Here is a 19,978-nt window from a genome sequence, read left to right on the forward strand (position 1 = left end):
CACTAATTTATCAAGGGGTAAGTGTCTCACTTATATTGTCACAGAGGGTATAGGGCTTCAATGTACGCCTTTTGTAGTTGGAAATGTCACAAAAATGGGTTGAAAATTAGTAAATTTTTGGAATCAAATCAGGTGACACATATGTCTATGATTGAGGGCTTTTTCTTAAACTTCCTCGACCACAATATATAGGGGCGGCTCCTTCCTGTTGAAAAGGAAAGAATATACCGGATAAAGTTGATACTCAGAATCAACAAAATTGCAGATTAACAACCGCCCCAAGAAACATGGGGGTCGGTTCACCTTCTGTCAGAACAGCTCTGTAAACAGAACCAAACCCCTTAAGCAAACCTGGGTATCCAGGCCGGTGAAGGGGCAAAAGGCCGGAGCGGTGTGAGGGGTGCTGACTGCCATGGACGGCAAAGGAAGCACCCCGCCCGCTTTCCATCCAATCACGACGATTGGATGGAATTTAGCAAACGGCCTTTGCCCCTTTGCCAGCCGGGTGATTGCACAGAACGCCTTGAAAAGGCATTAAAGGGCGCAGGTCTTTTCCCGAAGCCATTCATTGACCTCAGGCGTCAGTTGTGGAGAAAGTTTTTCATACACCCTCTGGTGGTAGGCATTAACCCAGCAAATTTCAGCATCGGTCAGCAGATCCTTGTCCATCAAATCCCGTTCAAAATGACAGAGGGTCAGATTTTCAAACCTTAAAAACCGGCCAAACTGATTTTTTTCATCCTCAGCCACCAGAACCATATTTTCAAGGCGGATACCATACTCCCCTTCCCTGTAAAGGCCGGGTTCATTGGTCAACAGCATGCCCGGCTTTAAGGCCTCATCCACGGGATGGGGGCTGATCCGGGCAGGGCCCTCATGGACACAGAGGAAAAAGCCGACCCCATGTCCTGTGCCATGGCCGAAATCCATGCCCTGCGCCCAGAGAAACTGCCGGGCCAGGGTATCAATCTGATACCCCCTGGTGCCCGAGGGAAACCGGCTGGTGGCCACGGCAATATGCCCCTTCAGGACCAGGGTATAATCCTGAATTTCCTGGGGTTTGGCCTGGCCCAGGTGCAGGGTTCTTGTGATGTCGGTGGTGCCGGTGAGATAATTGCCCCCGGAATCACTTAAAAACATGGCATCCTTGGTCAGCCGTGAATCTGTCTTGGGGGTGGCTGAATAATGACACATGGCTGAATGATCTTTAAACGCCATGATGGAATCAAAGGAGACATTGACAAAATCTTCCTGTTCTTTTCGAAACCCCAACAATTTTTGGGCCCCTGAAATTTCAGTGACCACCTCATCGGTATTCTCCAGCCAGTGCAGAAAATTAACCACAGCCCTGCCGTCCTTGACTGCCGTATCCCTGATATGACCGATTTCCACCCTGTTTTTGATGCATTTGAGCCCTGTGGCAGGATTGGGTTTTTCAATGATTTTGCACAGAGGGTTGATTGCGCTAAAAAGGGAGTCGTTCACCGTTTCCGGATTGAGCAGCACCCTGTCTGCCTTGTCCAGATCTGTAAGGCTCTGACCAATGGATTCATAGGGTGATACAAGGATGTTATCCGATTTAAGGGCGTTAAGGCTCTCTGAATCCAGCTTGGCCGGGTTGATAAAAAGCTGGACCCGGCCCTCTGCGATCAGGGCAAAGGCCAGGTTCACCGGATTGGTATGGACATCCGCCCCCCTCAGGTTAAAGGTCCAGGCAATATCATCTAAGGCCGTCATCAAATGAACATTGGCCCCGTGGTCTGTTATGTTTTCTATAATCAGCTCCAGTTTTTCTTTTCTGGATTGACCGGCATAGGCGGAATCAAGAACAAAGGCCCGGGTAGACGGCATGGGCGGACGGTCTGTCCACAGAGGAGAAATCATATCCAGAGTCGTATCCAGACCCATATCTTTTTCCTCAAACCTTGCCTTGAGCTTTCTGGCCTGGGCGGCTGAAACCATCTGCCCGTCCAGGGCAATGCAGTCACCGGGTGACAGGGTCTGGGCCAACCATTCGTCAAACTCAGGCACGCCCGGATCTCCTTGCTTAAACAGTTCAAACGCATCCATCTGGGCCCGGGCCTGGATCCAATAACGAAAATCCGTCCAAAGCAGGGCATGATCCCGGGTGACCACGGCCGTGCCTGCAGAGCCTGTAAATCCCGTGATCCAGTGCCTGGCCTGCCAATGACTTGCCATATATTCACTCTGGTGGGGATCAGCAGAGGGAATGATCACGGCGGCCATCCCCTCGGCCTCCATTTTTTTTCGCAGAGCAGCAAGGGTTAAACTTGTATTCAATTTTTATCCTTTCTTTATTTAATCACAAATCGGTTGATCATATTATCGAGTTTCCCAGTCTGTTCTTCCATGTCCCCGGTGTCAGAATTAATACGGGTACTGTTTTCAGACATCTTTGCGCTGGCCTGATTCACCGTATCCATATCTTTTGCAATCTCGGTGGTCATGCTGTCAAACTGGGAGATACTGGCGTTGACATCAGATATGCCGACCGCCACAGTGGCGGTATTGTCTGCAATCTCCTTGGTGGTGGCAGACTGTTCTTCTATGGCAGAAGCAATATCATTGACCACCTCATTCATACTGCCAAAGGTTTTTGAAATACTTTTCATCTCTTCCACAGTCATTGCAGAAGAACTCATTATATTTTCAATTTTCAGTTTAATATCCTGGGTGGCCTCTGCGGTCTGGGTGACAAGATCCTTGATCTCTCCGGCAACAACGGCAAATCCTTTTCCGGCTTCCCCTGCCCTTGCTGCCTCAATGGTGGCGTTGAGGGCCAATAGATTGGTCTGCTCGGAAATATCGGTGATGGATTCGGTAAAGGTATTGATTTCCCTGGCATTCAGTCCCAGCTGGGTGACTTTCTCCCCTGCCTAACCGATCTTTTCCCCGGTTTCAACGCTCATGACCCTTGCGGTTTCGGCATTCTTGGCAATTTCGTTTATGGTGGCGGTCATCTCTTCGGTGGATGATGCCACAATATCCAAATTATCAGAGGCCTGTCCCACAACCTGTGAAATGGATGAAATCTCAGAACTCATCTCGTTTGTGGACTGGGTAACCGAATGGGTAATCTCCGCCAGTTTGCCCGAGTTATCTGAAATATCGGCCGCCTCTTTCCTTGTCACCTGGACAGATTGGGACAGGGCCTGGGAACTTGAAGAAATATCACAAATCATTGTCTGCAATTTTTCAATAAAGAGGTTGAACCATTGGGAAAGCTCTCCGATTTCATCTTTTGACCTGATTTCAATCCGCTTGGTCAAATCCCCCTCTCCCTGGGCCACATCTTTGAGCGAGGCGGTTACATTGAGAAGGGATTTCACCATGGAGCCTGAAAAAAACAGGGCCACGGGAATGATCAGAACCATACAGCACAAGTAAACAACCACCAGGGTATAGACCACTTGAAAGGCATTGTCCATGGCTGTCTTGCTGGAGGTTAAAACGCTAAACGCCCCGGCCAGTTTTGTCTCTTCATATATCGGCAGCAGGCCCTGAAAATAGGTATTTTCCCCATTTTCAACGATTCCGGTCAGGACCGGCTGATCTTTTAAATTCCAGTCACGCCCCCCGGTCCGGGGCAGGTCTTGTTCTGAAATTTTGACATACCCGGGCAAATCCCCAAAGGAAAGGGTGTCTCCTGAAAAGATATTGACATGAAGCCCGGTAAGTTCGGCCATCTGAGAGACAAAACCGCTGTCCAGTTGTTTGGACAAAAGCACCGATCCCACCCGCTTGGGTTCCATTTTATCGGTTTGTTTATTGTAGTCATCCACCATCACCGGCACGTAAATGGACAAGGCCAGCCCTCCGTCCATCTGCCTTAGACTGGCCGAGGCAGACAGGGCTGTGGCCCCGGCCTGGTTGACGGGAGTCAACAGGCCCTCCAGGCTGGATTGGGTTTCCCACTGACTTTTTTTCAAATCTGCATCATCGGTTACCCGGGTATATTTAAACGCCTTTTGAGGGTTAACATAATAATATCCGGCCAACCTTTTTTTATCTGCCTGCTGCTCGGAAAAGACCAGAAGCTCTCCTGCGGCATCGTAAATGGCCATGGTGCTGATATTGTTCACCGTTGCCGTGGCAAACAAGGCATTGGCCAAATCCACAAACCCGGACTCTGTCATGCTCAAATCATAATCGGTTTTATACTCTCCAATAAATTTGACATTTTCACTCACCTTGAACAAAGAATCCATCTGCACGGTTTTCCGGATCAGGTCATCCTGGATCTCAAAAATTTTTGACTTTAAATTATTGGCACCGACCAAAAGGTTTGCATTTGTGGCATCCACATTCTGGTTATAGGATACATAGGCAATCACCAGAGAAGAAACAACCATGACCATACAAACCACCAGCAACATCACACTCAGAATTTTCTGCTTTAATTTCAAACCCAACATTTTCATGGCCCCCGTTTTTTAAGGTTTATGGCGCAATAAAAATCCGTACACTTTTTAATAAGGATTCTCAATCTTTTTCATCCCCCCTGATCCGCCTGCAAGAAACGGAACATTTCCATATTTAAACAAATATGGAATCAGCCTTGCCTGAAACAGCGGTTACAGGCAAAACCCCTTATTTTTAAGGCACAAAGCCTTTTTTTCCTTCAGGGCTCACGCATGTAAATATTGTAAAGTGCCTATAGTTTGGGAATGTTCAGAATTCTGTGTCACGGTTTCGGTTCCCGGATCTGCCTCAGCGCCAGCGGAAGTAAAAGTCAGGTCCGAGAATGGGCCTTCAATCAGCCACGTCGGAGGAGTTGACTTTTGCTGGAGTGGAGTTCCTGGAACCATCTTTTCCATCTGTAAATAAATCCCTATAAAATTCCCAGCTCTTTATCCAGCCGGCCTTCAAAGAAAATTGCCAACTGGGAAATTGTCAGTGACCAATTTTGAATCGGCATTGTCCATTTTTTACTGGCGTTCTGGATCCCCATGTAAAGCAGCTTTAACAGGCTGTCCTGGTTCGGGAATGATCCCTTTGTTTTGGTCAGTTTTCGAAACTGTCGATGCACAGCCTCAATGGTATTTGTGGTGTATATTATCCGTCGAATCTCTTCTGGATATTTAAAGAAATGACTGAGGCGTTCCCAGTTGTTCCGCCAGGATTTTATCACAATCGGGTATTTGTCATTCCATTTATTTTCCAAGATATCCAGTTCTTCTTCGGCCAGATCCTTATTGACCGCTTTATAAACACGTTTTAGATCTGCCATAAATTCCTTTTTATTTTTGGAACCAACGTATTTCAATGAATTTCGGATCTGGTGGACTACGCAGAGTTGAACTTCTGTGTCCGGGAATATGGTCTCAATGGCCTCGGGAAAACCTTTCAGACCATCAACACAGGCAATCAGGATATCTTTTACCCCTCGGTTTGAAAGGTCTGTTAACACCTGCAGCCAGAAGTTCGCACCCTCATTCTCGGATATGTACAGCCCAAGAACCTCTTTGCGGCCCTCGATATTCACCCCAAGAATTGTGTAAACGGCTTTGCTGCCGACCTTTCCGTTTTCTCGTACTTTATAATGTATGGCATCAAGCCATACGATTGGGTACACATTTTCCAACGGCCTGGCCTGCCATTCTTTGACGGTATGGATGATTTTATCGGTAATGGTGCTCAGAGTGGCATTTGAAATCTCAAGTCCATAGATTTCCTGTAAATGGGAAGCCATATCATTATAACTCATGCCCAGGCCGTAAAGGGCTATTATCTTTCTTTCAATTTCATCGCTGAGCGTTGTCTGATGTTTTTTGACGATCTGTGGAGAGAAGGTTCCGGCCCTGTCACGCGGGGTTTCCAGCTCAAATTTACCATCCAGGGATTTAATGGTCTTTTTGCTTTTTCCATTACGGCGGTTGGCAGAAACTTCCTGCCCGAGATGGGACTCCAACTCTCCTTCAAGAGCAGCTTCAGCAAGATTTTTGATTAATGATGTAAGGACGCCGCCCTTACCTGTGAAGGGTTTACCTTCCTGGATGCCTTTAAGGGCTTTTTGAAAATCAAATTCGATGTTTTCTTCGGTCATGTCAGTTCTCCTTATTTAGCTGAGTATATCAGCTTTCATTCAACTGACACAGAATTTTGAACGCCCTCGTCGATTTTCCTTGGCCCATTCCCTGGCAGCGTGCATGGCGCAGAAAATACTCTCTGTCCCGCCGACTGTCATATTTGCCCGTCCCTCATCTTTGCCGTTCAAAATTCCCACGGCCATCTCCAGCACCTCTTTTTACATCTGTGCCATGCCCTGTTCATGGGAACCTAAAAATGCATTGCCATGAAAATAGAGATTAAAAGCGTTCTTGCATACCTCGTGGATCTTTTCGTCTCCCTTATGAATACCATGTAATAATCGGTTCTTCATCTCCGGGTGGTCACTTTTTTTAAACGCTTTCAAACTTGTTTTGATTTCTTCCCATTCAATGCCTTTAACAGGTAATCTTTTCATCGGTTCCATAATGCTGCGTCTCCTTATTTGTTTTGTTTCAACCACTCTTGGGCCTGTTCCTTGCTCTCCCATGCATTGATCCAATTGAGGGCAAGCGCTTCTTCCTTGGGAGCAAAAATTTTGGTATCGGTGGGATCGTCTTTGGGAATTATTTTTTGCACAAGTATTTTTAACGCATTGCTTATAAGAACAATTGCATTGGCTGTGAGGTGACTTGTGTCCATCTTTTTGACTTCCCTGTCGAAAATGCCGAAGGCACCCAGCATTTGAAACCCTTGGCGCCCGATGAAGCAGCTTTTTTTAACTTCCGGCTTCTCCATGGCGGATTTGAATGTCTGTGCCGCTTCCAGGGCGGATTCTTTATTCAGTTTGCCGAACTCCATATACAGGATGTCATCTTCGATCCGGCTGGTGTACCCAATCAGCTTTTCTGTCTTTCCCATTTAATACCTCCTTATTTGTGTTTTTTTATGGTTTAAATGCACAAACTGTTTATCAGCTCACGATTAAGCTTTTTGTCTTTGCATTGAGGCTGGTGTAATGGGTCCACATACGGTCATGATGTTTTTACTCACCTTGCCTCCTTTTTTTTTATTCCTGATCAGACTCCTGTCAGCATTTATTGTGCCAATACAAAAAAGTCATTAAAAACAAACTATTACAAACTTTCAGTTCACTTAAAATATTTTTCTGTTGGATTTCAAAGAAAAACAATGATATTTAGAAGATCTGTAATTTTCTTTGAAATCCAACAGAAATAATACGACAGTGACATGTGATTGATATATAACAATCTGAATTATAAATAAATTTCCAAAAGAAACTGTGATGATAATAAATCCGAATAGTCAGTTCTATCAAAAAGCAATTGACAACATCTGCGGAGGCATCGGTCTGGATAAGGCGCTGCATCGGTCTCTTCTTTTTCTCAGAGACTATATGCCGGTGGATCAGATAAGCCTCCACCATCACGATCATGAATTGGGAATTATCGAAGATATTGCCATTGCCCGGTTGGACGAGGCCAAGTTATTGAATAGAACGACTGTTATGCCAAAGGCATTCAGGCAGTTTTTTTGGGACCTGACTGAATGGGTAAATGAGATGAAGGATGATTCTGTATTCACAATGCGGTTTGATAACACCAGGGAAGGAATTTTCGGTGTTGATATAGGGCCTTTTGGGCAGGGAATTGCTGATAAGGAGGATTCTGGTGCGATTATTGATCTGGTTTTAGAAGGAGAGGTATTGGGATTTCTGCTGGTTATCAATAAGTCCGGCAAAAAAATAACCGACGAACATCTCAATATTTTGAACTCGTTGAATGAATTGTTAGCTGTTACTTTCAGCAATAATTCACGACTCCGAGGGCTAAAAAAAAAACAAAAATCAAACCCATCGCAACTGGCGGAGCAGTCCTGCAAATGACATAAATTATGCCTTGCTTGGCATTATTGGTGCGGACAACGGATTAAAGCCGGTCATGGAAAAAGCAGCAATGGTGGCAGGATTATCATCAACGGTTCTGCTGTCAGGTGAAACCGGTACGGGCAAGGAAGTGATTGCCAATGCCATCATGGTCATGTCAAATAGAAAAAATGGGCCATTTATCAAGATTAACTGTGCAGCAATCCCACATTCACTAATGGAAGCAGAACTTTTTGGTCATGAAAGAGGTGCCTTTACTGGTGCCATTGCCTTGAAAAAAGGCTTCTTCAAGCGCGCTCAGGGAGGAACCGTTTTTTTGGATGAAATAGGTGAACTGACGACAAATGCACAAACCAGACTGCTCAGGGTGCTACAAGAAAAGGAGATTGAACGAATTGGCGGCAAAAGCACGATTCCGCTGGACATCAGAATCATTGCTGCCACGCACAGAGATATAGAACAAATGGTAAAAGAGGGCAGATTTCGACAAGACCTGTTTTTTCGTATCAAAGTATTTCCAATTGACATCCCCCCTTTAAGACACAGAAAAAACGATATCCTTCTTCTTATTAAACATTTTATCAAAAAAAAATCCATTGATATGAAACTGGAATTCACTCCCGATATTGCACCTGGTGCTGCTGAACGATTATTGGAGTATGATTGGCCCGGCAATGTCCGTGAATTGGAAAATCTAATTGAACGATCATTGATCCTGAGCCAGGGAGAACCATTAACATTCAATGAATTTCAGACAAACAATCGAAGAGAAGGCCAGCGCACCAAAAATTCTGACAAAATGGACGTGTATGATCTTAATGAAGTAATCTCCAGACATATTAAAAAAGTACTTGTAAAATGCAACGGCCGAATCGAAGGAACCCATGGCGCTGCTCGTTTGCTCAATGTCAAACCACCAACACTGCGTTCCCGGATGAAAAAACTGGGCATCCCGTTTGGTAAAAAGGCCGGGATGCATTCTCAATAATAATTTTCCTTCCCAAAAGTTAAAAAACTTGCAAAAACGCACTCTGCCATTGTGTCCAGGCTTCTGACGCAGCTCAAATCTTTCAGGATCTTGGAAGATGAAATCCAGGCCACCCGGATGCAGTTTGGTAAACGCAGCCTTCTCACTTAAATGCAAGGCACAGCCCTCGGGCCAGTAACCTGATCCCCTCATCACAGGGGAAGATAGACCCTGACACCCTTGGGCAGATCTGAAAAATCATTGATCATGTCCCCGGACAAAAGCCCTGGCCCTGGCAGATAATAGATAATGGTTTTCTGCTTATACTTTTGGCCTGCAATCTTGTAGGCGGTCTTTTCAGGCGTGATGGTAAAAGGCCCCTTATATCCGACCACCAGGCGGGTGCCGGCCGGCAGGTCATCCCAGTCTTTGATGCGGGATCCGGGCAGGATCCGCCCTGAGGGCAGAAAATATATGGTGGAATTTTTCCTGTAATCCTGTCCGGCATGGGACCAGGCCGTCATACTTCCTGAAATAGTTTTAATGGGGTGAACGGCCGCAACCTGTATTGTTTTTGTTTCCTGGTTGAGCAGCACCTTTGTCCCGGCCGGAAGATGGCTCCAGCCGATGACTGCCCCGACCCGGTCTCCGGGCAGGGTCCTGCCGCCAGGCAGGATATAGGCGGTATCCGTTGAATTATAATCCCCCCCGGCAATGGACCAGGCTGAATTCTCCTTTGAAATAACATTCATATCCAAAGATCTTTTGACCCGTGCAACCGCCCTTGGAACCGGCTGGGAAAGAGGATAAAATACCGATGCGAGCAGAGGATCCGGTTTCAGACGGCCCGCCCTGACATCCGGATCATAGGACCAGGTGGGGCCCAGACCTGAGCTGGCCCTGTCAAAGTTTTTAGCACACCGCTTTCGCCCCCTGTGATTTTTGCTGAACCAGGGATTGGGACGGCCGTAGGCGATCTGACTGTGGGTGAGTACCGCCCTGTCCCTCAGGGTGTATACCTGCTGTAAAATTTTTATCAACATCCCCACAGACCGGTACTGGGCTTTTGAAATGGGGGCAGAATGATACCCCACAAGTTCAATGCCGACGGCAACACTGCTGATATCGGTCACCCCGTTCCACATGGAAAGCCCTGCATGGTCTGCCCGGTAACGGTGGTCCAGAACCCTGTATGCGTTTCCGTTTCTGGCAATCACGTAATTGGCATGTCCCCCTGGGGTGGATCGCCCGCGTTTAAGGTATTTTCCTTTGGAGACCACTCTCAAGGTGGCTGAAAGGCCAAGTTCCGAAGTGTGGACAATGATCAGCCCGGTATGCCTGCGCACCTTTTTTTTAAACCTTGGATTAATCTGATGACGGTAATCAATGATTTTGGCCTGAAATTGTTTCAGGTCCGACCGGGTATAAGACCAGGAGAGGTCTGCAAAGAAAAGGACAAGTGCCAGTCCCAGAAAAGCCCATTTCACAGTAGGGTAAGCCCTCACCCCTGTTATACCCGGTTGATTATCCATGGAAGGGGAGTATACCAGCCCTCGATCCGTTATGGAAGAAAAAGAAACCGTAAAACGCCCCCCTCCAGGGGCAGTCCAAAAAGAGGATCTTTGAACTGCCCTTGGACACCGGGTCTAAATTTTAAACCGGTTGACCATTTCATCCAGCCGGGCAGCCAGTTTTGATAACTCTTCAGCAGAGATTTGAACCTGGCCGGACCGGTCAGCCATTTCCGTTGCCGCCTGGTTGACCTCGGTGATATCCTTGGTGATTTCATGGGCCACAACAGAACTTTCATTCACGTTCTGGTTCACCTCTTCAATGCCTGTGGAGGTCTGGGTAATATTCTCGGCGATCTCACCTGTGGCAGAGGACTGTTCTTCCACGGCCGTTGCAATGGCCCCCACAATATCGTTGACCTCCATGATCACACTGGAGATATCTCCCATACCGGCAAGGGAGACTTTGGAACTCTCCTGGATATGGTCGATTTTGGTTTTGATATCCATGGAGGCATCAGAAGTCTGGCCGGCCAGATCCTTAATTTCATTGGCCACAACCGCAAATCCCTTGCCTGCTTCCCCGGCCCGGGCCGCCTCAATGGTGGCATTGAGGGAAAGTAGATTCACCTGCTCTGAAATATCGGTAATGGTCTCCACCACCTGGCCGATGGACTGGGCAACAGATCCGAGCTCGTTCATCTTGCCGGTGGATTCCTCCACCTTGTCCACGGCATTGGTGGCAATGGCCCGGGCCTGTTCCGCACTCCTGGCAATCTCATCAATGGTGGCATTCATCTCTTCTGCAGCACTGGCCACGGTATTCACATTGGTGGAAGACTGCTCCATGGCGGCTGAGACAGAGTTCATATTAGTGGTCATCTCTTCGGCAGCCGCCGCCACGGTCCCGGCTTTATCAGAGGTCTGGGAGGCCCCAGTGGACATTTCGTCGGAAATGGCCGCAAGCTCGGTAGAGAATGACGAAAGGGTCTCCACACCCTGGGAAATATCTGAAATCATGGTCTGAAGTTTATCAATAAAGGTATTAAAGGCCTCTGACAAAATCCCGACTTCATCTTTGCCCCCCACCTCAAGGCGCTTGGTCAGATCTCCTTCGCCTTCTGAAATATCCTTTAAGCCCTCGACCGCCCGGTTAATGGGTCGGACAATGGCAAGGGAGGAGAGAAAAATCAATATCCCGACCACCACGAGCACAATGACCCCCACAATGATACAATAAATTTTAATCTTTTTAACCGGGGCCATGAATTCGTCCAGGTTCTGAGTAACGGCGATACTCCAGTCTGTCATGGGGACATTAGCGAACCCGGCAAGTTTCTCAGTGCCCTTGAACACGTATCGGGCATCCCCGGTTTCCCCGGCCAGCATCCGGCGGGTAATCTCTTCCATACCTTTAAGGGTTTTAAGCTCCAATTTAAAAATAAACTCTTTTTTTGGATGGGCAATAAAAACACCCTCCTTATTCACAATAAATGGATACCCGGTATTTCCGATCTTAATTGAAGTGAGTTTCTCTGACAGGGAGCTGAGTTTGAATACGGCGCCGAACACCCCTGCGAAATCACCTTTCGTCGTTTTCACAGGAATGGATAGTACAATTACGGGAAGACCGCTGGCTTTGGATTTAATGGGTTTTCCCACAATGGCCCTGCCTTCTCTACCAGCCTGAAAATAATCCCGGTCTGCAACATTCACCTTTTTCACCCGAAGAGTACCTCCGGTGCTGTCGCTGATTGTGTTTCCATTTTTGTCAGTCAGAATAAACAAATCATATTCCGATCCAATCTTGTTATGAACTTTCTTAAGAAAATTATCCAGGCGGTTTATGGACTCCATGGCGCCCTCTAAACCGTTTTGGGCCACCTGGTCAGCGGTCTCTGCCACAATGGGATTCAAAGCCATTTCATGGGCGAACTTCATCTCTTCGGATAAAAACAGCTCTGTTGTCATGGCAAGGTCCTGGGAAATCCTGGCCGCGGCATCACTTCCTGCCCTCACCAGGGCCTTGGATGCGGTATTCACTGAGATCACCCCCACGATGAGCATTGGAATAAAAACAGCAACAAGTCCGCCGACAATAAGTTTTACGCTGATCTTGATATCATTGATCTTTTTCACGTTCATCCCCCCCCAAAAAAGTTCTCTGTATTGACCCTGCTGGCAGCAGGCAGCTGCAACAGCACCCTAATGCCCATGGATATCCTGCCAAAGTCATCCTGGTTCCTTGAACCGGATCACCCCAAGCGGTATTTTCGCGCATACATATTTTTCTATACGTGGATTATTTATAATTGCTTAAATATATTAGATGAAAATCCAACATAAATCAACGGCGTAAGCAAAATCACGAATTAATTCATCCTTAAAGAAACAAAAACCGAGAACTATCAAACGCCAGACAGCATAATGTTCTCCATACACTGCAAGAAAAAAATATCAGAGACAAAAACCATATACCATTTATGCGGCGATAAAAAATCGTCCATCAGCTCTGCTATAAAAACATGGATCAAAGAATCATCCGGGCCAGGTCTCTGGCCTTTTCAAAGCCGGGCTCAATCAGTTCTTCCAAATCCTCTTTTTTCAACCCGTACTGGCTCTCCCCGGCTGCGATCATCTCATCCACACCGGAGTTGGATTCATCCTCCCTTAAAATCGCCACCAGCCGGACCGGTCCCAGAGCCTGGTAGGCGGAAACCTCTTCGCCATGATGTCCCCGGATGGCTGCGGCGATATTTTCAGGCAGTCCCCACTCCGAACAGATCCAGGCTGCCACCTCTGCATGGTCCCATGCCAGGTGTTCCCTTTCAATGGCGGCCAGATCTCCGCCTTCCATATGCCATTTTTCAAAAATCGGGGCATAATCCTCGCTTCTGTGGCAGGCCAAAAACGGCAATGCCATGTCCTGGAGAAAGGCGGCGGTAAAGCATTCAGACTCCTTTGCCGGACAGAGCAGCCGGGCCAGGTCACTTGCCAGGATCGCCCGCTTGGCAGAGGCGAGCCAAAATTCCGAAGGATCATGCCATTGACAGGATTTTTTGGGCATTCCTTTGACCACGCCCACCCCCAAGACTAAAGATTCCAGCTGGGAAATTCCCACAAGGGCAATGGCCTGGGTCAGGTTTTCAATTCTTTTGGTCGGAGAAAAGGCTGCTGAATTGGCAATTCTCAACAATTTAACCGAGATTCCAGGATCCAGGGCCAGGACTTCTGCAATTGAGGCGGCAGAGGAATAAGGACTCCGTATTTTTTGAAGAATCTGCATGACTACAGCAGGAAAGGACGGCAGTTCGTACCCTTTGAGAATTTTTTTTAATTTTGCCTTTGGATTTGTCTTTACTTTAAAAAACGAAAACATAAATCATACCCTTATTCGGCACGGCGTGCCATTTTATTTCCCAAAATACTCAACAACCCCCCAAGCCCCATATACCCGGTTACCGCCTGCAAAGAGACAACCACCTGGGCTGCCAAAGAGATGGGAACCGCATCCCCGTAGCCCAACGTGGTCAAGGTGACAAAACTAAAATAAATGGGCGAAAACCAGGTTTCATAAAGACCATAGTCTATGGCCAGCTGAGTATAGATGGTGCCATAGGCCAAAGTGGCAATAAACAGCCAGACAAACCAGCGCAGAAGGCTCCTGCCGCAGTCCGAGGTAAACCACCAGATCCAGTAAATCATTTTATAAAACCGACCCTGACTCTGGAACTCAAACAAATAATTCTCATCTGAAATATGACGCCGGACCAGATATGCCCCCCTTAGATCCATGTCCCGCACATCAGCCCCCACCCAGTCTGCTGTTTTAAAGTTTTTTATCCCTAAAAGCCGACACCGCTGAAGATCGGCCAGGCCGAACCGGGTATGGGCCACATTGGAGTGCTTTAAATCTGCATCGCAAAGCGCGGCCCTTGTGAATACGGCATGGGAAAGATCTGCCTCAGACAGCCTGGCCCCTGTCAGGTCTGCCGCTCTTAGATCAGCGCCCTGCAGGGAGGAGCGGCTTAAAACCGCTTCACTGAGATCTGAATTAATCAGACTGGCAAAGGAAAGGTTGGCCCCGCCAAAGCCGCAGTTTTTGGCATCACATTCGTTGAGCCGGGTTCGGCCCAGGTCTGCACCGATAAATTCGCACTCGTTGAGCACCGCCTTTTCAAGGCTGGCCTCCCGAAGAAGGGCATAGCTTAAATTCGCCCGGGTCAGATCCACCCGGTTCATGGAGGCAAAACAAAGATCATACCCGGAAAGATCAAGCCCGGAAAGGTCCTGGCTGTTAAGATTGATTCCCCTCAAGTCAAATCCTGCCGGCCGGGCTGGATTTCCGGGGGTGCAGCTTGTCTTCAGGGTGTGGAGGGCTTCTGCCTGACGGGTTCCCGGAAAGTCCAAAGCCTTTTCCAGCCACCTTTGTTCCAGTGCGTTTACATCGGTATCTGGCGTCTGGATCTCCTGTTTTTTCATCCTGATCCCTTTTGAGTTCAACATTTGATATGACTGGCTTGCCTTTAATTGCTTATACACCAAAGTACAGCATAAGTTAAGCCCTATGCAATATAAAGCAAAGAGTTTTTTCTTGACCCCGGCATCCAGGATATCTATCTTATCCATCACTTAATCAAATAATAAAAAGGAGGTTATCATGGGATTCACCATTGATCATTTTAATATCAACGTGCTGGATCTGGACAAAAGCCTGGCCTTTTACGAAACCGCCCTGGATCTGACCGAGCATGGCCGTAAACAAGCTGAAGACGGCAGTTTTATCATTGTTTACCTTAAAGATAAAAATTCTGAAACCCGACTGGAGCTGACCTGGCTCAAGGCCCAGAAAAAACCCTATGACCTTGGGGATGAAGAGTTTCATATTGCATTTAAAACAGATGATTTTAAAAAAGCCCATGCCCATCACAAAAAAATGGACTGTATCTGTTATGAAAACAAGAAAATGGGCATTTACTTTATCAACGACCCGGACGGATACTGGCTCGAGGTAATCCCGTCAAGATGAGGTCCAAACGGCCGTTTTCCGTGCTCTTTGAATTTTATCTGATGATCATGGGCGCCACCTTCATGGCCATGCTGGTCATCCTGGTCATGAAGGTGTCCATCCCGTTTGAATTTACCCAGGACAGAATCGGCGAACTGAGCAATCCCGGCTGGTGGGGCATCATCCTGGCAAGATTCCTGATTCTGAGCATGGCGACCGTTTTTTCAAGCCTTCCGGCCATTCTCCTTGTCGGCAAGCTCTTGAAGCCGGTAACCCAGGTCATGGCGATGGGTCCCCAGAACGCCCCGGACATTCTTAAAAAAAAGGCAAGGCAGCGCCTCATCAACATGCCGTTTATCTTTGTCCCGGTCAACATCGGCTTATGGGTCATTATTCCCATGTGCATTTTTATTGTTTTCTACAAAATGGATCTCATGGACTGGAGCACGGCCCTGACCTTTTCACTCAGGGCCACCATGGTAGGATTTATTTCCTCTGCCATAATATTTTTCAGCCTGGAAGCCTATCTGAGACGCACCCTGATCCCCTTGTTTTTCCCCCAAGGCAGGCTGGCCGATGTCAGTCACACCAGACGAATCTCCATTGACCGGAGAATTCGCGCCTTTTACCGGATGGGAAGCCTCATCCCCCTGACCCATATTGTTTTAACCCTTTTTGTCCTTTTTTTACAGGTGGACGACAACCCCATGTCCACCCGGGAGTATGCAAAATCCGTTTTTATATTTTCCCTGGTGGTCTTTGGTGTTTTCTGGGTTGGATCAGGTCTTCTGACCCGTCTTATCAGCCAATCCATTGCCGCCCCGGTCAATGAAATGGTCACGGCGGTCAAGGCCGTTAGAATTGGGGACTACAACACCCGGGTAGAGGTGGTTTCCAACGATGAAATCGGCATTCTTGGAGATGCGTTTAACCAGGCCATCCAGGGGCTTAAAGACAGAGAGCGGATCAGGGATGCCTTTGGACGATACGTGGACCCAAAGGTCAGGGACGAAATTTTATCGGGCAGCATCCCTTTGGACGGAGAGTATAAAGAGGTCACCATTTTATTTGCCGATCTCAGAGATTTCACTCCCTTTACCGCCACCCATGATCCCAAAAAGGTGGTCAAAATGCTCAACGCCTATTTCAAGGCCATGGGAGCAGCTGTAAAAGAAAACAAAGGACTGATTCTCCAATTTCTAGGGGATGAAATCTATGCGGTGTTCGGCGCCCCTGTCACCGATGAGAACCATCCGTCCAACGCCATTAAAGCCGCCTTTGACATGGAAAAAAGACTTGAGGACCTTAACCGTGACTTCACAGCCAACGGCCTGCCCAAACTCTCCCACGGCATCGGCATCCATACGGGAACGGTCCTGGCCGCAAACATCGGCAGTCCGGACCGTCTCTCATACCTTTTGGTGGGAGATGCAGTCAACCTGGCACCAAGGCTTCAGGCCATGACCCGGGATATTCATGCCCGGATCATTGTTTCAAAAGAGACCATGTCCTTTCTGCCCCGGGGCTTTGACATGGGCTTACTGGCCCCCTATCCCCACCCTGTTCATCTCAAAGGAGTTGACCAGGATCTCAACATCTACCATACCCGGGCCTAGTATGGCAGTTGGCAAACCTGATTCGCCAACCCGCCTTAAAATTTGCGGCTAAAACAGGGGGGTTCTGCGCTGGGCAAAATGATACAGCCTGGATCCGGCCTCGTAAAACAGCCCCCGAAGCGTCCTGAAATTCACCGCTTTCATGGGGGATACGGGCAAGGGAATGTCAGCGAGGATCCCGTCGGTCATATATTGGGCCAGAAGCTTGCCAAATACCGACCCCGGTCCGATGCCCCTGCCGTTATAGCAGGTGACCATGGCCATGTCTTTGTCCATGACGTGGAACCTGGGGATATGGTTGGAGGTCATGGCAATCCTGCCGTACCATCCAAATTCAAAATCAATCTGGCCCACCTGGGGAAAGACCTTGGCAATGGTCCGTTTGGCCCAGGCCTGGTTCAGGTCCCAGGCAAATCCCTCCACATTGCCCACACTGCCCACAACAAGGCGGCCGGATTCATCCAGGCGGAATGAAGAAAGAATCAAATTGGTGTCCCAGGCCCCGTTTTTTCCGGGCAGCACGGTTTTCAAGACAGATGGGTCAAGGGGGGGGGTAGCAAATTGAAAATAGTTAAACGGAACAATATTATCCACCTGATTCTGGAACACCTTTTCAGGGTAGCCCTGGACCGCGACAATGACTTTTTGGGCCCGCACCTGTCCCTGGGGGGTCACCAGGATATAGCCTTGTTCATTTTTATCAAGTTCAATGACGGGGGAATTTTCATATAGATCCGCCCCTTCCTTTTGGGCCGCAGAGGCAAGGCCGAATGCATAGGCCAGGGGCTGAACCGTGCCGGCCCGTTTGTCTAGAAGGGCGCCTCGAAAGGCTTTGCTTCCCAGTTTTTCAGCTGCTTCATCCTTTTCAAGAAGCCGGACATCTGCCCCCCGTTCCTGCCATTGTCTTTCCCGGCTCTGGAGGGCACGGTATCCGGCACCGGAGTCTGCACAATGCAAGGTGCCGTACCGCCAGGGTTCACAGGGGATATCATACTCTTCAATCAAACCATATACCAGATCAGGAGAATCCCCCAGCACCTGGATAAGGGTTTCGCCATGGGCTTTTCCCACAATGGAAATCACATCTTCAGGCATGAGCCAAAGCCCAGCATTGACAAGGCCCACATTTCTTCCCGCACCGCCGAATCCCACTGAATTGGCCTCGAGCAGTACACAGGAATGACCTTTTTTTGCCAGGTGAAGGGCGGCCGACAATCCAGTATACCCGCCTCCGATGATCGCAATTTCAGTGTTTTTTTCTCCAAAAAGCGCTTTCAATTGGGGATTTTTCTTGGCCGTGGCCGCCCACAATCCATGACTGATATCAGAATATGCCATCTTCTCCTCCCTTATCTTCTTTTAAAAAAAAGAGTTATATAGATGTTTTATTGGTATACCAAAAGAATCTCAGTGTCAACCCATCTATATTCACCCTGATCCACCATCAAAATACCATCTTCTTCGTTGCCTGGGTTTGCTCCTCCCTGCGGAGCATGACTTATACACCTCACTCGTCGCTCGCTTGGCGCCGCAATATGGTACCGCCTGGTGGCCAGGAAAGTTCAGAACATCCCCATATTTAGACAAATATGAAATTAGGCGGTGGATTTGGGATTCAACTTTAAAAAATCGGTTTGATCACCTATGAAGGGTTGAACAAGGTATGGATTTAAAAGGCAAAAAAAGGCTGATTTCAAAAATCATCTGTCAATTGGCCCATACTTTTCATTGACATTTTTCAACACTCGGGATAAAAGTCACTGACGGTGACAAAACATTTCACCCTTATATTTGGAAAATTACAGATGTCACAAAAAAAAGAAGAGACCAAGGCAAAACTTGTGAAGGCCGTTGGAAAGGTTCTGGCTTTAGACGGATTCAAGGGGCTGGGGATTAATAAAGTGGCCCGCAGGGCAGGCGTGGACAAAGTTTTGGTCTACCGTTATTTTAACGGACTTCCCGGCCTTGTGTCAGCCTATAGCCAAACCGTTGATTTCTGGCCGGATGTCGATGAACTCATGGGGCCTGACCCAGACAGAGTCAGGGCCATGCCCCCGGACCGTCAGGTGGCCCATTTTTTCAAAGCCTATGCCGCAGCCTTGAAAAAGCGACCACTGACTCAAGATATCCTTGCCTGGGAATTGCTTGGAAAAAATGAATTGTCCCGGCAATTGGAACAGATCCGCATCAAAACCAGCCTGGAATTTTTTGAACAACTGGAAACCCTGCCTGATGACGACCAATTGTCGGCCATTCTGGTCCTTATGAACGGGGCAATCAATCATTTGATCATCAAATCAAGAATCCACCCGGTTGTCGGGGGAATTGATCTGGATACCCGGCAAGGCCGGGCTGCCATAGACCAGGGGATTGACCTCCTGCTCAAAGGCATTTTTTCCAGGTAAATTTTTTTAACTATAAAGTCACCATCAGTGACAAAAAAAGGCAAGCCGTCCATTGAAAAAACAAAAAACAGCAGTTGACTTTCTCATGGCAGGTCATTCCTGCTCACAGGCCATGGTAATGGCCTATTTTGAAAACCATCAATTACCCCGGGACCTAGCATCCCGAATGGCCTCAGGATTTGCCGGCGGCATGGCCCAGGGAAAAACCTGCGGTGCGGTCATTGGGGCCATCATGGTTGCCGGGCTTAAGTTCGGCCCCAAATCCGCCAAAGACACCTATGAAAAAGACCATTGCTTCCAGATCACCCAGGAATTTTGTCTTCGGTTTAAACGATTGCGGACCACTGTTGAATGTCATGAAATTTTACGGATGAACCAGATTGACCCCCAGGATACTGAAAGCATGAAACAATTAAGGGAGAAAGGATTGTGCAGGGAGATTGTCCAAGATGCCCAGCAGATTCTGGACCAATTATTCAAAGAAGAGGAATGATCCTTAAAATTGAGATGGCCATTGGCGGGGGCACCGCCTTGCAATAAAATTTTCTTTGTATTA

Annotated in this window: 18 protein-coding genes; 6 read left to right on the forward strand and 12 right to left on the reverse strand. The window is 47.8% G+C overall.

The genetic code is table 11. The features are described from left to right. Positions 1 to 534: 534 nt before the first annotated feature. The 7 genes from HUN05_23200 to HUN05_23230 all read right to left on the reverse strand — a co-directional run bounded on the left by HUN05_23200 (position 535) and on the right by HUN05_23230 (position 6,930). Positions 535 to 2,301: an aminopeptidase P family protein gene (locus HUN05_23200; protein WDP87675.1), complete on the reverse strand. Its 1,767-nt coding sequence runs from the start codon at positions 2,299 to 2,301 to the stop codon at positions 535 to 537. A 14-nt stretch (positions 2,302 to 2,315) separates the two neighbouring features. Then, complete coding sequence (locus HUN05_23205; GenBank protein WDP88205.1) at positions 2,316 to 2,876, reverse strand: hypothetical protein; 561 nt, start codon at positions 2,874 to 2,876, stop codon at positions 2,316 to 2,318. A gap of 21 nt (positions 2,877 to 2,897) precedes the next feature. Next, on the reverse strand, positions 2,898 to 4,442 hold the full coding sequence (locus tag HUN05_23210; GenBank protein WDP87676.1) for a methyl-accepting chemotaxis protein: 1,545 nt from the start codon (positions 4,440 to 4,442) through the stop codon (positions 2,898 to 2,900). A 410-nt stretch (positions 4,443 to 4,852) separates the two neighbouring features. Then, the gene (locus HUN05_23215) at positions 4,853 to 6,067 is read right to left on the reverse strand and encodes an IS256 family transposase (protein ID WDP87677.1); all 1,215 of its coding nucleotides are present in this window, start codon (positions 6,065 to 6,067) and stop codon (positions 4,853 to 4,855) included. A gap of 39 nt (positions 6,068 to 6,106) precedes the next feature. Next, complete coding sequence (locus HUN05_23220; protein ID WDP87678.1) at positions 6,107 to 6,247, reverse strand: hypothetical protein; 141 nt, start codon at positions 6,245 to 6,247, stop codon at positions 6,107 to 6,109. Between the two features lie 21 nt (positions 6,248 to 6,268). After that, on the reverse strand, positions 6,269 to 6,496 hold the full coding sequence (locus HUN05_23225; GenBank protein ID WDP87679.1) for a hypothetical protein: 228 nt from the start codon (positions 6,494 to 6,496) through the stop codon (positions 6,269 to 6,271). Positions 6,497 to 6,510: 14 nt separating this feature from the next. After that, positions 6,511 to 6,930 carry a hypothetical protein gene (locus HUN05_23230; protein WDP87680.1) on the reverse strand — a complete coding sequence of 140 codons (420 nt, stop codon included), beginning with the start codon at positions 6,928 to 6,930 and terminating at the stop codon, positions 6,511 to 6,513. A gap of 385 nt (positions 6,931 to 7,315) precedes the next feature. On the opposite strand from HUN05_23230, the gene HUN05_23235 reads away from it, so the two are divergent. Both HUN05_23235 and HUN05_23240 read left to right on the forward strand, forming a co-directional pair. Next, on the forward strand, positions 7,316 to 7,915 hold the full coding sequence (locus HUN05_23235) for a hypothetical protein (protein WDP87681.1): 600 nt from the start codon (positions 7,316 to 7,318) through the stop codon (positions 7,913 to 7,915). 55 nt (positions 7,916 to 7,970) lie between these two features. Continuing rightward, on the forward strand, positions 7,971 to 8,903 hold the full coding sequence (locus HUN05_23240) for a sigma 54-interacting transcriptional regulator (GenBank protein ID WDP87682.1): 933 nt from the start codon (positions 7,971 to 7,973) through the stop codon (positions 8,901 to 8,903). 191 nt (positions 8,904 to 9,094) lie between these two features. Here the strand turns inward: HUN05_23240 and HUN05_23245 are convergent, their stop codons facing one another. The 4 genes from HUN05_23245 to HUN05_23260 form a co-directional block, all read right to left on the reverse strand. Beyond that, positions 9,095 to 10,414: an N-acetylmuramoyl-L-alanine amidase gene (locus HUN05_23245; GenBank protein WDP87683.1), complete on the reverse strand. Its 1,320-nt coding sequence runs from the start codon at positions 10,412 to 10,414 to the stop codon at positions 9,095 to 9,097. Positions 10,415 to 10,528: 114 nt separating this feature from the next. Then, positions 10,529 to 12,538 carry a methyl-accepting chemotaxis protein gene (locus HUN05_23250; GenBank protein WDP87684.1) on the reverse strand — a complete coding sequence of 670 codons (2,010 nt, stop codon included), beginning with the start codon at positions 12,536 to 12,538 and terminating at the stop codon, positions 10,529 to 10,531. 385 nt (positions 12,539 to 12,923) lie between these two features. Next, entirely contained in the window at positions 12,924 to 13,772 is an 849-nt protein-coding gene (locus tag HUN05_23255; protein WDP87685.1) for an HDOD domain-containing protein, read from the reverse strand. 11 nt (positions 13,773 to 13,783) lie between these two features. Then, the gene (locus HUN05_23260; protein WDP87686.1) at positions 13,784 to 14,899 is read right to left on the reverse strand and encodes a pentapeptide repeat-containing protein; all 1,116 of its coding nucleotides are present in this window, start codon (positions 14,897 to 14,899) and stop codon (positions 13,784 to 13,786) included. 154 nt (positions 14,900 to 15,053) lie between these two features. Between HUN05_23260 and HUN05_23265 the strand changes: the two genes are divergently transcribed. Both HUN05_23265 and HUN05_23270 read left to right on the forward strand, forming a co-directional pair. Next, positions 15,054 to 15,422 (forward strand): VOC family protein, encoded by a 369-nt coding sequence (locus tag HUN05_23265; protein ID WDP87687.1) that lies wholly within the window; start codon positions 15,054 to 15,056, stop codon positions 15,420 to 15,422. After that, entirely contained in the window at positions 15,419 to 17,017 is a 1,599-nt protein-coding gene (locus HUN05_23270) for an adenylate/guanylate cyclase domain-containing protein (GenBank protein ID WDP87688.1), read from the forward strand. Before HUN05_23265 ends, HUN05_23270 begins: the two co-directional genes overlap by 4 nt. A 48-nt stretch (positions 17,018 to 17,065) precedes the next feature. Here HUN05_23270 and HUN05_23275 read toward each other — a convergent pair whose 3' ends face one another. Then, a complete protein-coding gene (locus tag HUN05_23275; GenBank protein ID WDP87689.1) occupies positions 17,066 to 18,355 on the reverse strand; it encodes an FAD-binding oxidoreductase in 1,290 nt (429 codons plus the stop codon). 467 nt (positions 18,356 to 18,822) lie between these two features. On the opposite strand from HUN05_23275, the gene HUN05_23280 reads away from it, so the two are divergent. Together HUN05_23280 and HUN05_23285 are read left to right on the forward strand one after the other, a co-directional pair. Further along, positions 18,823 to 19,422 carry a TetR/AcrR family transcriptional regulator gene (locus HUN05_23280; GenBank protein ID WDP87690.1) on the forward strand — a complete coding sequence of 200 codons (600 nt, stop codon included), beginning with the start codon at positions 18,823 to 18,825 and terminating at the stop codon, positions 19,420 to 19,422. 52 nt (positions 19,423 to 19,474) lie between these two features. Beyond that, on the forward strand, positions 19,475 to 19,915 hold the full coding sequence (locus tag HUN05_23285; GenBank protein WDP87691.1) for a C_GCAxxG_C_C family protein: 441 nt from the start codon (positions 19,475 to 19,477) through the stop codon (positions 19,913 to 19,915). The last annotated feature ends 63 nt before the right edge of the window (positions 19,916 to 19,978 follow it).

Origin of the sequence: Desulfobacter sp. (assembly GCA_028768545.1) — a bacterium.
In the GTDB taxonomy this organism is placed as follows: Bacteria; Desulfobacterota; Desulfobacteria; order Desulfobacterales; family Desulfobacteraceae; genus Desulfobacter.